The sequence below is a fragment of the Stutzerimonas stutzeri genome, from assembly GCF_024448955.1.
In the GTDB taxonomy this organism is placed as follows: Bacteria; Pseudomonadota; Gammaproteobacteria; order Pseudomonadales; family Pseudomonadaceae; genus Stutzerimonas; species Stutzerimonas stutzeri_AQ.
The window spans coordinates 34,466-48,547 of record NZ_JAMOIH010000010.1; the positions used below are offsets into that span (position 1 = coordinate 34,466).

A 14,082-nucleotide genomic window follows, 5' to 3' on the forward strand; every position below is an offset into this window, starting at 1 on the left:
AACGTTATCAGAACCCTCGATGACCCGCCGAACCTTCCGTCGACCACCTCAGGAATAGTGATATGCCGTGCAAGCGGCATGCTAGAGGCTTTGATAAGCATAGTTGGTTCAGCTGACTGCGGACGTTTCCTTTACCTCGCAACCCTTGATGACCATACGAATGATCGTATCGGCAGCGGCTTCGTAATCTGCATCGTCGAGAGAGGCTTTTCCCGTCACGGTGGATATCTGCCAGTCGAAATCGGCATAGGTCTGGGTCGCCGCCCAGATGCTGAACAACAGATGATTAGGGTCGACCTTCGCCATCAGTCCCTGATCGATCCAGCCCTGGATGCGAGCCACGTTGTGGCTGGCCTGGGCGTTGAGCTGCTCCGCCCGCTCGGCTGGCAGATGGGGCGCGCCATGCATGATTTCGCTTGCGAATACTTTGGAGGCGCAGGCGTGCTCGCGTGAAATCCGGATTTTGGTGCGGATATAGGCGCGTAACACATCGGCGGGTTCGCCGGGCTGATTGAAGGGGGCGGATGCTTGCAGCAGCGGCTCGACGATGCTGTCGAGCACCTCGCGGTAGAGGTTTTCCTTGCTCTTGAAGTAGTAATAGACGTTGGGCTTGGGCAGCCCGGCGCGGTCGGCGATGTCGCTGGTCTTGCTGGCGGCGAAGCCCTTTTCGGCGAATTCTTCACTGGCAGCGCGCAGGATCAATTCTTTGTTGCGCTCGCGGATACTGGACATAGGGCCTGTTCAATTCACGACCACCCGCCTGGTGGCCAGCCGCGGCATGCTAGCACCGGCCTCCAGACTGCCTCAAGGCGGGTCCGTCAATCCGTCTATTTGTGAACAAATGCTTAAGTCTTTGTACACAATTCTAAAAAAACGCTGCTACGCTACTGCCATCAGTGCAGCGTCATGGATATCGCCTTTCGCATTTTCCTGCCGGCTCGCCTCAAGCCTGCCGAGCGGGTCGTCCAACTTACAAGGAGTTCCAAATGAAGAAATTTCTTGCGGTCGCCTTGCTGGCGCTTTCAGTGCCTGTAGCCGCCGAGCAAACCTACGTAATCGGCGTCGAGCAGGCAGCATTCATGCCGCACTACAGCGGCGATGCACAAGGCAATTACGGGGGCTTCGCCCGCGAGTTGCTGGATAGTTTCGCCGCGTATAGCGGTGTGCGCCTGACATACAAGGTGTTGCCCGCGGACGAGCTTTTGCCGGCGCTGCTGGACGGGCGTGTCGATGCCAAATATCCCGATAATCCCAACTGGTCCGGACCCGCTAAAGCCGGGCATCGGCTCTACTACAGCCAGGCGGTGGTCAGCTATGTCGACGGTGTGATGGTGGCGCCGCGGCGTGTGGGGCGAGGTATCGATGAGCTCAGGCGGTTGGCGCTGGTCGATGGCTGGACGCCCTGGGGCTACGAAGACCGGGTCGCGGCCAACCAGATCTTGCTGGTCAGTAGCGAGAATCTGCCGCGCATGGTGCGACAGGCACTGCTTAAGGATAGCGACGGTGCCTATTACAACGTGGTGGTGGCTGCGCATTACTTGAACAACGTGCGCGCCAAGCCGGGAGCGCTGGTCTTCGATGCCGATCTACCGCACACACGTAGCACCTTCAACCTGTCCAGCCTCGATCATCCCGAACTGATCGAGCATCTCGACCGTTACCTCAAAATCCAGCAGCCCGCCGTCGCCGCGCTCAAAGCCAAGCACCAGGTGGAGGCGAACCTGTCATCGGAATACATCGGCATGGAGCAGTGGAAGATCGAGTTTCTGCAGCGACAGAAGGCCAAGGAAGCCGCCAGCAACTAGCGCATCGGTGGCGATGATCAACTGGTAGCTGTGCCCGTTGCGCTGCAGACCTGGTTGCGTCCGCCATTTTTCGCCCGATACAAGGCCCGATCGGCAGCGCCCAGCAGAGACTCCAGGTTACCGCCCGGTGACAGTTGGGCCGCGCCTATACTGACCGTCACTCGCAATGGCGTGCCTTCGAAGTCGAATGTCGCAGCCTCGGTGGCTGCACGGATTTTCTCCGCTAGCGCCAGTGCGGTGGCCAGATCGGTGTCCTTGAACATGATCACGAACTCCTCGCCACCCCAGCGTGATATCAAGTCGCTCTGGCGTATTTGTTGGGCCAGTAGCCTGGCGAAGCTGCGCAATAGAAAATCGCCACCGAGGTGGCCGTAGGTATCGTTGAACGTCTTGAAATGATCGAGATCCAGGATCAGGACGCAAAGGTCGCTACGCTGGCGTTTTGCTTCAAGCATCGCCTGCTCGGCGACCAGGCCGAAGCCGCGCCGGTTGAGCAAGTCGGTCAGCGCATCGTGGATGGCCATGGCTTCGATGCGTTGCAGATAGCGGCGACTGATCGAACCCACCAGCCCGAGCACTATCAGCATGACGCTGAATCCGATCAGCAGATTGATCCAAAGGGTGCGCTGTACCGGCGCCATGACGTTGCGTTCGCGCTTGTCCACCATCAGATACCACTTCAACTCGGGGATGTAGCGGATATTGATGAAATGCTGCTCGCCATCGCTTCGGTAAAGAAACGAGCCGGTCCGCAGCTCGGGTAACTGCTGCTTGAGGTCGTGCAGTGCGGGGATATCGCTCAGATGAGCACCGCGCGGAATCTCTTCCGAGCCAGCTTCGCTACCGGTTACGACGACGTTCTGCTGGCTGTCGACGAAGTAAATGGTGCGCTGATAGCGCCGTTGATAGGTATCCATCAGATGACGCATGCGATCCAGACTCATACCGACCCCGGCCACACCGAGGAACGAGCCATCACTTGCTGTCATTCGATAGTTGAGAAACAGGGTCAGACGCCGGACATCCACGACGACTTCCCAAGGCGTCCCGGCACCTTCGAAACGGTAGAACCAGTGGTGCGCCGGCTCATCGGGGCGCATGGGCTGGTGTGCATCATCGGTGTAGTAGATCTGCGAGCGATCGGAGGCGAAGAAGGCGTTTGACGTGTCGTAACGCTTCTTGATGGCTTGGAGGTAACGAGTGATCAGCTTCGTGTTGCGCTCACCCTGATCCACCCAGTCGAGCAGCAACGGATCTTCGGCCATGGCCGAGGCGACCTGGACCAGCTTGACCAGATCCTTTTGCAGCTCCAGGGAGATCACGTCTGCTGTCAAGGGAAGCTCGGTGCCGATGATGCTGTGGCGGATGGTGTCGCGTGACGCGAAGTAATTGGCGATGGTCGCGATCAAGAAGCCTAGCCCGATGATGAAGGCAAGCAGCGTCAACAGCGTGGTCTGCTTCAGATTCGGTTGATACATCCATTCCCCTTGTAGCCCGACTAATGCTGGCGAGGCGCTTTGCCTGAGCGCGATTGCCGAGCCGCCGGACGGTATCTAAAGGCATCGAAAACCTGGCCGATAGCCATTTAAGCTCTAGAAGCTAATATTTCGTATACATTTCGGCAATGAAATGTGTACGTTAAGAAAAAACAAAAGCGAGATACCTCCATGCCTTTCATGCGACGCAGTATTCAGTGGCAGTTGATCGTGAGTATGGGGGCAGCCCTGCTCACAAGCATTCTGATCGTCATCGCCGTTTATTCCTCGGCGGTCAACCGTCTGGCGGAACGCTATCTGATCGGAGAAGCGCTGCCAGCCAACGTCACAGCGATCCGTAACGATATCCAACGCACCTTGGCGGAGCCGATCACCGCGACGAGCGGCATCGCCGGCAATACCTTCGTGCAGGAGTGGATGCGCGATGGCGAGAGCGCGGACCAGGCGGCCGCGATCAGCCGCTACCTCGACGGTGTGAAGATGCAGCAGAACGCGCTAACGACCTCGGTCGTGGTGCTGGAGAGCGGCAACTACTACTCCGAGACGGGCTTGTCGCGCACGCTCAACCGCGGTGCTGCTGCCGATGGCTGGTTCTACAGTCTGATCGACGGCAACATCGAACAGCGCATCGAGATCGATATCGACAAGGCCTCGCGCCAGCCAACGCTGTTCATCAATCAACGCATCAGGTCCGGCGGCAAGACGCTCGGCGTGGCGGGGCTTGGATACAGCCTGAAAAGCATGTCCGAGCTGATCAGCAATTTCCGTTTCGGCGAGCGTGGGAATGTCTATCTGGTCGGCAGCGATGGCCGGGTCAAGGTCCATCCGGCTACCGAGCACAATGATCGTACCGAGCTTCGCACCTTGACCAGTGCGCAAGCGGCCCAGGAACTGCTTGCCGGCGCCAACAAGGCGATACGTTTCGAGCGTGACGGCGAGGTCATCCTCGCAGTGGCTCAACCGATCGAAGGCTTGGGCTGGTTACTGGTAAGCGAGGTTCCCGAGGCGGAGATCTTCGGTGAAGCGCGACGCACGCTGTGGACAATCAGCCTGATCGCCGCCTGTATCGCGCTGTTCTTCCTGGGGCTGGTGGTGGTGCTGGCACGCGGGCTGGTACGGCCTATTCGCCAGGTGACCTCGGCGCTGGTGGAAATCGGTGGCGGTGGCGGCGACCTGACCCGTCGGCTTGACGAGAGCCGTGCCGATGAGCTGGGTGATTTGGCGCGTGGCTTCAACCGTTTCATTGGCAGCCTGCGCGGTCTTATCGGCGACGTGCTGAGTACCAGCCAGCAGCTGCGTACCGCAGTGGGACAGGTGGCGGAAGTCGTCGATAACACCGCAAACCGTGCCGAGCGCCAGAACGAGATGACCGACATGGTCGCCACGGCCGTCAACGAAATGGGCCTGACGGTGCAGGAGATCGCTCGCAACGCCAGCAGCGCCGCACACGCTTCGCAAGGTGCGCGTGAAGAGGCGCTGCAGGCGGGCAAGGTGGTTGGAGAGTCCATCGCGCACATCGAGAAGATGTCCGGTGAGATTGGCCACGCCGCTGAATCGGTCACCGATCTGGCTCAGCAGGTGGCGTCCATTGATAAGGTGCTGGCCGTGATCCGCAGCATCTCGGAACAGACCAACCTGCTTGCGCTCAACGCGGCCATCGAAGCGGCACGTGCCGGAGAAATGGGACGTGGCTTTGCGGTCGTCGCCGATGAGGTGCGCACCCTGGCCAGCCGCACCCAGGCATCGACCGATGAAATTCAGCAGATGATTCAAGGCCTCAAGAGCGGCGCGGACAACGCGGTCAGCTCGATGCATGCCGGGCAGGCTGCCACCGGTACCGGTGTGCAAGCCAGCCAGCTCACCGGCCAGTCATTGAACGCCATCACCGAGCAGGTCGAAGCGATCAGCGACATGAACGCCCAAGTGGCCGCAGCGACCGAAGAGCAGAGCAGTGTGACCGAAGAAATCACTCGCAACGTCCAGGGCATCGCCGACCTCGCCCAAGCGACCGCCAGTGACGTACAGGGTTGCCGCGAGGACTGTCATGCGCTGAGTCGCCTGGCGGACGACCTGAGCCGGCAGATGGGCAGTTTCAAGTTGTGATGAGCGAAGGGCGCCGGGGAGAACTGGCGCCCTTCATTTACAGGATGAGTATGTTCGGCAACTGAATCCTGCAGAAACGAAGAAGGCAGCCATTGGCTGCCTTCTTTGTATTCATCAACCTGACCGTATCGTCAGAAGTGCGCTTTCACCAGCAGGCTGAAGGTGTTCTGGTCGGTTGGGCCAACGAAGTTCTCACTAACGAACCCGCCGTCCTCGATGCCATATTTGTTGGACCAGTAGTCGTACTCGATACCCACGTAGAGCTTGCCGGGCTCGCCGTCGAGCGCCTTGCCCAAGTCATATTTGATCTGCGGGTTGATGTGCAGGTTTTTCGAGATGAAATCGCCGCGGCTCTCGGAGCCGGCATCGTTGACTACCCAGTCGATATAACCATCGAAAAGAATGTCGGATTTGCCTACCGGGAAAGTCATGGCCCAGGTCGGCGTGACCTGCCATTGGCCGGACGGTTTGCCTGTGGTGCCGTCGGGCTTGCGGTAGTAGACGTTGATCGCCAGACGATCGAAGCCTGGCACATCCAGGTCGACGGCCGGGCCAAGCAAGTAGTTCTGGTTCGGGACCCCGTCGGTGCTTTCGCCGCGCTCGTAAGTGGCTGCCAGGAGAACATCCTTGATCGGGCCGAACGACATTTCCTGGCCGGTAATCTTGCCTAACGACAGGCGCGGGCTGAACTCGCCGTAGTAGGTATGCCCATCACTGCCACTGACGCCGTTGTACCAGATGTTATCGACGAACAGGAACATGTCGCCCCAACTCCAGCCGCTGGCATGTTCGAACGTGATCGTCTGTTGGATATCTGGGTTGATCTTGAAATCCTTGCCGTACAGGTACGTCAGGCTGTTGTTCTGCCAATGCATCTCTGCGAAGGCCGGAGCGGCAAGCAGACTGCCGGATAGCGCCAGCGAAAGAGGAGCGAGTTTGAAGTTCATGCGGAGTGCCCTTTGGTTTTGTTGTTGTGAATGCAGTGCTGCCAGGGCACCGTTGTGCCCTGGCGCAAGGGCTGATCAGCCCGTTGGTGTCAGGTGCGCTGAGGGATCGTTGCTGGTCGCCTTCGGTGCGACCTTCGAATAATCCGGGATGTTGACCGCCAGGGTATTGGTGCCGACCGAATCCTCGATCAGGTTGTCGGGGTCATAGTCGTCCAGTTCCTCCGGTTCGCGGGGCAGGATGAAGTTGAGCAGGATTGCGCTGAAGGCGCCAATGGTGATCGGCGACCCGAAGATGTTCTTCAATACCTCGGGCAGATTGTTCAGCACATCCGGTACCGCAGCCACGCCCAGCCCGAGACCCAGCGAGATGGCGACGATGAGCATATTGCGACGGTTCAGGCCTGCTTCGGCGAGGATCTTGATCCCGGCGATCGCGACGGTACCGAACATGATCAGCGTGGCACCGCCGAGGACCGGTTTGGGCATCAACTGCAGTACGCCGCCCACTGCCGGGAACAGCGCCAGCAGAATCAAGATGCCAGCGATATACAGCCCGACATGGCGGCTGGCGACGCCGGTCAGTTGGATCACACCGTTGTTCTGGCTGAAAGTCGTCATCGGCAGGCTGTTGAAGGTTGCCGCCAACAGCGAACTGCAGCCATCGCCCAAGATGCCACCCTTGATGCGCTTCATGTACAGGGGACCCTTGACCGGCTGGCGCGAAATCATCGAATTGGCTGTCAGGTCACCCGCAGTTTCCAGAGGTGTGATCAGGAAAATCACTGCGATCGGAATGAATGCCATCCAGTCGAAGGCGAAGCCGAACTTGAACGGCTGCGGCACGCTCACTGCCGGGAGCGCCGCGAGGCTGGAGAAATCCACCATGCCCATCATCCAGGCGGCAAAGTAGCCTACCGCCAAGGCGACGATCACTGCCGACAGCCGCAGCAGTGGCATACCGAAGCGGTTGAGCAGAATGATGGTGCCAAGCACTAGCCCAGCCAGCGCCAGGTTGTGTAGCTCGCCTGGATTTTCAACCCCGTAGCCGCCGGCAATATCCGTCATCGAAACCTTGATCAGCGACAGGCCCATCAGACAGATAATGGTGCCGGTAACCACCGGCGTGATGATCCTACGTAGCCGATGGATGCACTGACTTACCCCAATCTCCACGAAGGCGGCGCAGAAACCGACACCGAACAGCGTAGCCAGGATTTCTTCGGGGCTGCCGCCACGACCTTTGACAATGAAGCCTGCCGCTAGGATCACGCTGAGAAAGCCGAAACTAGTGCCTTGCAGGCAGAGCATGCCAGCGCCGACTGGGCCAACCCGTTTGGCCTGGATGAAGGTGCCGAGGCCGGACACGAACAGCGCCATGCTCACCAGATAGGGCACGTATTCGCCCAGGCCAAGCACGCTGCCAATGATCAGGGTCGGAGTGATGACACCAACGAAACTGGCCAGCACGTGCTGGATAGCGGCAAATGTGGCGGGAAGCGGACCCGGGCGATCCTCGAGTTGATAGATCAGGTCCTGGTTGGGAGCGTCACCGCTCCTGGATTCGGTTGCGGTCATGGTCAAGCCTGCCATTAGTTATTGTTCGGTCATGGGCTTTGGGGCTGCACGGACCCCGATCGCTGGTCGCCGAAAAGTTGTTCCGGCGGTCAGGATGAGCTGACTATAACAACCTGTGAACATATGGTTAAACAATTAATTTCAATATTGTGCACAATTGCGACAGGCGCAAATAGAAGGTGAGCGGCGCCCGATCGGGTGGGTAGTGCGGTTGGCTGGCGTTGGTGTCCGGCAGGGCGGTGACAGTTTGGTGGCGAGCTTTCGTCGGCGGGGCGGACGCAGCGGAGTCGGTTCGGCGCCGCGTTCCGTCGCGGCGCGCTCCGTCATGGATCAGTGTTGAGCCGCACCGGTCAGCGCATTGCGCTCCGGCCCGCCGAGCACGTTGAACAGCAGGTTCAGCGTCACAGCGCTGATGGTGGCTACGGCGATTCCGCTGTGGGTGATGGGCTCCATCCAGTGCGGCAGGTGCGCGAAGAATTCAGGACGGACTACCGGCACCATGCCTAGACCGATGCTCACCGCGACCAGCAGCTGGTTGCGACGGTCACCGATATCGGCTTCTTGCAGGATCTTGATGCCCGTGGCTGCGACCATGCCGAACATGGCGATGCCGGCGCCGCCCAAAACCGCCGCGGGAATCGAGGCGACCATGAACGCGGCCTTTGGCAGCAGGCTCAGGCTGATCAGGAACAATCCGGCAACGGCGGTCACGTAGCGGCTGCGCACGCCGGTCATCTGCACCAGACCGATGTTCTGCGCGAACGACGAATGCGTGAAGGTGTTCATGAAGCCGGCAAAGAACGTCGCACCGGCATCGCACAGCAGGCCGCGGCGCAGCTGTTTGGGGTCGACGTCCTGTCCCGTGATCTTGCCCAGCGCGAGGAACATGCCGGCGGACTCGACAAATATGATCACCACCACCAGACACATCGACAGGATTGGCGCGAGGAGGAATTGCGGTGCGCCGAAGTGATTCGGCGTGACCACCTGGAACGCCGGCGCCGAGTTGATGCCCGACAGGTCGACCATCCCCAGGCTGGCCGCCAGCACGTAACCCAACGCCATGCCCACCAGTACCGAGACGTTGACCCAGAAGCCGCGCATGAACTGGTTGATCAGCAGGATTACGGTCAGCACCGCAGCTGCTACGCCGAGGTAGGGCAGGGCGCCGAACTGGCCGGTGGTGCTGCCGCCACCGGCCCAGTTCACCGCTACGGGGAACAGCGATAAGCCGATGGCGGTGATCACCGTGCCGGTCACCAGCGGCGGAAACAGGCGAACGATCTTGGAGACGAAGGGTGCGATCAGCAGCCCGAAGAAGCCGGCGGCAATGGTCGCGCCGAAAATACCCGTCATGCCCACGCCGGGCATGCCGGCCATGACAACCATGCTGCTGACCGCAGCGAAGCTGGCGCCCATCATCACCGGCATGCGAATGCCGACCGGACCGATCCCCATGGATTGAACGATCGTGGCAATACCCGCCACCAGTAGATCGGCATTGATCAGGAAAGCGATTTCCTCACGAGAAAGACCGGCAGCCTGGCCGACGATCAGCGGCACGGCGACGGCCCCGCCATACATCAGCAGTACGTGCTGAAAACTCACCAGCAGCATCTGCAACAAAGGCAGCTGCTTTTCTGTAACGGGCGCGGTTTCCCGCTGGGTTACATCGTTCATGCAAAACACCTCGGACGCTTTTGTTATTGGATGTCGCGTGGCCCCGCTGAACGTGCGGGGCTGATATTCGAGCTGGGATTCTGCTAGGGCAGAACCCTGTTACGGCTATTCATGAGGTAGGTAATGGACAAAAAAAAGCCGCGCTCGAAAGCGCGGCCTGCGGGCACGATCAGTTGATCTGCGCGCCCTTGTCGATCCAGGCACCGAGCAAGTCGCGCTCTTCCTGAGTCATGTTGGTCATGTTGCCCAGCGGCATGATCTGGCTGGCCACGGTCTGAGCATGAATCTTCGCGGCTTGCAGTTTGATCTGCTCAGGCGTGTCGAACATGACCCCGGCGGGTGGCGCGCTGAATAGCGGGCTGCTCGGCTGGGCGGCATGGCACACGGTGCAGCGCTCGTCGATCACCTGCTTGACCGCGGCGAACTCGCTATTACCGGCTTCGGCGCTCGCGGTGCCGCTTTGCTGCGCGGCCATGCTCGCTTGCTCCGGGGAGGTGGCGGCCAGGTTGGGTGCAGCGGGCTGACGGTTAGGCGACAGTACGAAAGCCAGGCAGATCATGCCGACTGCCGCGGCGGGCAGGGCCCAGGCGAAGCGGTTGCTGTCGTGGCGGGTGTTGAAGTAGTGGCGTACCAGTACTGACAACGCGCCGAGTGCGGCCAGGATCAGCCAGTTGTACTGGCTGCCGTAGGTGCTCGGGAAGTGGTTGCTGATCATGATGAACAGCACCGGCAGGGTGAAGTAGTTGTTGTGACGCGAGCGCAGCAGGCCTTTGGCGGGCAGCACCGGGTCCGGCGTGCGGTTCTGCTCGATGGCGGCGACCAGCGCACGCTGGGCCGGCATGATGATACGGAACACGTTGCCGACCATGATGGTGCCGATCAGCGCACCGGTATGGATGTAGGCGGCGCGACCACTGAAGATCTGCGAATAGCCCCAGCACGCGGCGATCACCAGAACGAACAGGACCAGACCGAGCAGCGCTGGTTTCTTGCCCAGTGGCGAGTCGCAGAGCAGGTCATAGACGAACCAGCCGACGATCAGCGAGCCGAAGCCGACGGCGATAGCGGCGGCAGGCGAGAGGCCGCTGCCAGGCAGGATCAGGTACAGGCTGGGGTTGAGGTAGTAGACCACCATCAGCAGGGCGACGCCCGACAGCCAGGTGGTATAGGCCTCCCACTTGAACCAGTGCAGGTTCTCCGGCATTTGAGGCGGTGCGAGTTTGTATTTTTCCAGGTGGTAGATACCACCGCCGTGGATCGCCCAGAGATCGCCGGACAGGCCTTCTCGGGGGTTGGCACGGTTAAGGTTGTTTTCCAGCCAGACGAAGTAGAACGAGGCACCGATCCAGGCGATACCGACGATCATATGAATCCAGCGAATACCCAGGTTCAGCCATTCGGTCAGATGTGCTTCCACGATAATTACCTCTTGCACGGCTGGCGCACCAGCCGGTTATTTCTTCTTATTCGACTCGTTGCAAGTGTTCCGCTTGTTCGGCGGCGCGTATATCCGGCGTCGGTTGTGCGCGGCAACCGTGCCGGCGTGGCGCTTGGTCGATCAATCGGTCGCTTGCTCGGAGTCCCGGTGGGGGTCGAGGAGAACCAGTTCGTCCTCGGTGAAAAAATGCTCGTCGCAGTTGTTGCCAGAACCGCTGCGATCGACCACCAGGAATTCATCCCGCTTTTCGATCGTCAGCACCGGGTGGTGCCAGACGCCGCGGTGGTAATTGACGCCCTGCCTGCCGTTGCTGCGGAAGGCGCGGACGTGTCCCGGTACAGGTGCATCGCCAAGTGGCGCGACCACGACCAGAAAGGGGTTGCCGAGCAGCGGAATGAACGCCTGGCTGCCCAGCGGATGTCGTTCGAGCATGCGAATGGCCAGCGGCATCTCCAACGCATCGGCGGCGAAGATGCTGATGATGGCCTGATCTTCCGGCTGCGCGGTCTCTACCGACGCCAGCTTGTGATAGCGGCGGGTGGAACCGTTGTTGATCATGAAGTAATCGCTGCCTTCGGTTTCGATCACATCACCGAAAGGGGCGAAGGCTTCCTTGGTCAACGGTTCGATCTTGAGTGTTCGCATGGCTGGGTTACTCGTGTGTTCGTTGTTATTCGAGTGGGATGAGACTCTCACCCCATCCCTCGGCGCATGGCAGAGGGCTTGCTTCATTCTGTTGCTTGGCTACGCGGCGGCTTGCCGCGAAGCCAATGGTTTCGCCTCCGACGCTTTGCTCACATCGTCTGCAGACGGAACAGCGCGATCTTGTTGATCTCGCTCACTGCCCGGTCGAATTCCTGCTCCGGGGTGTTGTGCAGACGTTCCTCGAACGCCGCCAGGATCTGGTGCCGGTTGCTGCCCTTGACCGCCATGATGAAGATGAAACCGAACTTGTCCTTGTAGGCCTCGTTCAGCTCGGTGAAGCGTGCGAATTCCTCGGCGGTGCATTCATGGATGCCGGCGCCGGCCTGCTCCGAGGTGCTGGAGGCTGTCAGCTCGCCACGCACGGCGGCCTTGCCGGCCAGATCCGGGTGCGCGTTGATCAACGCCAGCTGCGTTTCACGCGGCGCGCTCAGGAGAATGTCGGCCATGCGTGCATGCAGCGTCTCGATGTCGTCGAGACTGGCATCGACACCCTTGTCATAAGCCTGCTCCGCGACCCACGGCGAGTGCTCGTAGATGTCGGCGAAGGCAGCGACAAATGCGTCACGGTCGAGGCTGGAAGGCTGCAATGTCTGAAAACGGCTCATGCGGCGGGTTCCTGTTTCAAAGGGTGAGTGGCGTGCCAGTGGCGTGCGATATCGACACGGCGGGCGAACCATACCTGCTCGTGACTCTTGGCGTACTCGACGAAGCGCTGCAGTGCGGCCAGACGTGCCGGGCGACCCAGCAGGCGACAGTGCATCCCGATGGACAGCATCTTGGGCGCGCCCTCGGTGCCTTCGGCATAGAGCACATCGAAGGCATCCTTCAGGTACTTGAAGAAGTCGTCGCCGGTGTTGAAGCCCTGCACCTGGGTGAAGCGCATGTCGTTGGTGTCCAGCGTGTAGGGGATCACCAGATGCGGCTTGTCCGGAGTGGATTCGGGGTCCCAGTAGGGCAGATCGTCGTCGTAGGTGTCGCAGTCATAGAGGAAACCGCCTTCCTCGCGTACCAGACGGCGTGTGTTCGGGCCGGTGCGGCCGGTGTACCAGCCCAGCGGACGTTCACCGGTGATATCGGTCAGGATGCGGATGGCCTCGAGCATATGCTCGCGCTCTTCGGCCTCGTCCATGTACTGATAGTCGATCCAGCGATAGCCGTGGCTGCAGATCTCGTGGCCATCGGCGACCATCGCCTTGATCACGTCCGGATGCCGTTGCGCGGCCATGGCCACGGCAAAAATGGTCAGCGGAATATCGTGTTTGCGGAACAGCTTGAGCAGACGCCAGACACCGGCGCGGCTGCCGTATTCGTAGAGCGACTCCATGCTCATGTGACGCACGCCCTGGAACGGCTGGGCAGAAACCATCTCGGAAAGAAAGGCTTCGGACTCCTTGTCACCATGCAATACGCAGCGCTCGCCGCCTTCTTCGTAATTGAGCACGAAGGACAGGGCGATGCGGGCATTGCCCGGCCATTGCGGATGGGGTGGGTTTTCGGCATAGCCGATAAGGTCACGAGGGTAGTCGGCGCTCACTTGTTATTCCTTATTTGAATACGGGTCGCCACCGTGAATTGCTGTACGACCGTCATGGATCAATTGTATACAAAACGTTTTGCAGTTTGTAAATCACCAATCTTTAAATTTTCTCGCGCGCCGTTCGGTGGTAGCGATTGCCACGCTCGTCCTTCAAGGACGTACGCTCTGGATAGGGCGTCTGCAACGGGCAGGGTGGTAGGTAAGATGAAAAGGTTTTAGATTGTGTACAATTTTTATTGAAACTGTCTTTCAAAAGCCTGTACGCATGCTATGCTCGAACCCAGTCCACACCAATCACAAGAGGAGGCGGGCATTAGCGGTTTATCCGCGATGCCAGAATCTATGGGACGTTTGACTACTCATGTACTGGATGCCGCGCACGGCTGCCCCGGCAGCGACATCCGCATCGAACTCTATCGGGTTGAAGGCGAGCGCCTCGAGCTGATCACCACGCGCCAGACCAATGCCGATGGCCGTTGCGATTCACCATTGCTGGAAGGGGACGACTACCGTTCCGGCGTTTACCAGCTGCAGTTCAGTGCCGGCGATTACTATCGCGGTCGTGGCGTGCAACTGCCCGAGCCGGCGTTTCTGGACGTGGTCGTGCTGCGCTTCGGCATCAGCGCCGAGCAGGATCATTACCACGTGCCGCTGCTGATTTCTCCGTACAGCTACTCTACTTATCGCGGTAGCTGAGCGGCAGTACGCGCTCCCATGCGTAAAACTTGACTCTCTTTGAGTCTTCGCCCCGCCTCTATGGCGGGTTTTTTTTGGGCTTAGGAAAGGGCCTGTGCAG

General features: G+C 59.9%; 12 protein-coding genes. 3 read left to right on the top strand and 9 right to left on the bottom strand.

The window, feature by feature from the left end; genetic code table 11:
• Positions 1-108: 108 nt before the first annotated feature.
• Positions 109-732 (bottom strand): TetR/AcrR family transcriptional regulator, encoded by a 624-nt coding sequence (locus tag NA645_RS12135; RefSeq protein WP_256049035.1) that lies wholly within the window; start codon positions 730-732, stop codon positions 109-111.
• Between the two features lie 254 nt (positions 733-986).
• Here NA645_RS12135 and NA645_RS12140 point away from each other — a divergent pair, with 254 nt between their 5' ends.
• On the top strand, positions 987-1,805 hold the full coding sequence (locus NA645_RS12140; RefSeq protein ID WP_256049036.1) for a substrate-binding periplasmic protein: 819 nt from the start codon (positions 987-989) through the stop codon (positions 1,803-1,805).
• Between the two features lie 17 nt (positions 1,806-1,822).
• Here NA645_RS12140 and NA645_RS12145 read toward each other — a convergent pair whose 3' ends face one another.
• Positions 1,823-3,283, bottom strand: coding sequence for a sensor domain-containing diguanylate cyclase (locus tag NA645_RS12145; RefSeq protein ID WP_256049037.1), 1,461 nt, complete (start codon positions 3,281-3,283; stop codon positions 1,823-1,825).
• 189 nt (positions 3,284-3,472) lie between these two features.
• Between NA645_RS12145 and NA645_RS12150 the strand changes: the two genes are divergently transcribed.
• The gene (locus NA645_RS12150; protein WP_256049038.1) at positions 3,473-5,404 is read left to right on the top strand and encodes a methyl-accepting chemotaxis protein; all 1,932 of its coding nucleotides are present in this window, start codon (positions 3,473-3,475) and stop codon (positions 5,402-5,404) included.
• Between the two features lie 131 nt (positions 5,405-5,535).
• On the opposite strand, the gene NA645_RS12155 is transcribed toward NA645_RS12150, so the two are convergent.
• The 7 genes from NA645_RS12155 to puuE all read right to left on the bottom strand — a co-directional run bounded on the left by NA645_RS12155 (position 5,536) and on the right by puuE (position 13,283).
• Positions 5,536-6,351, bottom strand: a complete 816-nt coding sequence (locus tag NA645_RS12155) for an outer membrane protein OmpK (protein WP_256049039.1) — start codon at positions 6,349-6,351, stop codon at positions 5,536-5,538.
• 75 nt (positions 6,352-6,426) lie between these two features.
• A complete protein-coding gene (locus NA645_RS12160) occupies positions 6,427-7,926 on the bottom strand; it encodes a uracil-xanthine permease family protein (protein WP_131651044.1) in 1,500 nt (499 codons plus the stop codon).
• Positions 7,927-8,256: 330 nt separating this feature from the next.
• A complete protein-coding gene (locus NA645_RS12165; RefSeq protein WP_256049040.1) occupies positions 8,257-9,606 on the bottom strand; it encodes a nucleobase:cation symporter-2 family protein in 1,350 nt (449 codons plus the stop codon).
• Between the two features lie 169 nt (positions 9,607-9,775).
• A complete protein-coding gene (locus tag NA645_RS12170) occupies positions 9,776-11,023 on the bottom strand; it encodes a urate hydroxylase PuuD (protein ID WP_256049041.1) in 1,248 nt (415 codons plus the stop codon).
• A gap of 141 nt (positions 11,024-11,164) precedes the next feature.
• A complete protein-coding gene (locus NA645_RS12175) occupies positions 11,165-11,689 on the bottom strand; it encodes an ureidoglycolate lyase (protein ID WP_131651047.1) in 525 nt (174 codons plus the stop codon).
• Positions 11,690-11,838: 149 nt separating this feature from the next.
• Positions 11,839-12,354 carry a 2-oxo-4-hydroxy-4-carboxy-5-ureidoimidazoline decarboxylase gene (uraD, locus tag NA645_RS12180; protein WP_181101947.1) on the bottom strand — a complete coding sequence of 172 codons (516 nt, stop codon included), beginning with the start codon at positions 12,352-12,354 and terminating at the stop codon, positions 11,839-11,841.
• Positions 12,351-13,283, bottom strand: a complete 933-nt coding sequence (gene puuE, locus NA645_RS12185) for an allantoinase PuuE (protein ID WP_256049042.1) — start codon at positions 13,281-13,283, stop codon at positions 12,351-12,353. Before puuE ends, uraD begins: the two co-directional genes overlap by 4 nt.
• A gap of 345 nt (positions 13,284-13,628) precedes the next feature.
• Here puuE and uraH point away from each other — a divergent pair, with 345 nt between their 5' ends.
• A complete protein-coding gene (gene uraH / locus NA645_RS12190) occupies positions 13,629-13,982 on the top strand; it encodes a hydroxyisourate hydrolase (protein ID WP_131651050.1) in 354 nt (117 codons plus the stop codon).
• Positions 13,983-14,082: the final 100 nt, after the last annotated feature.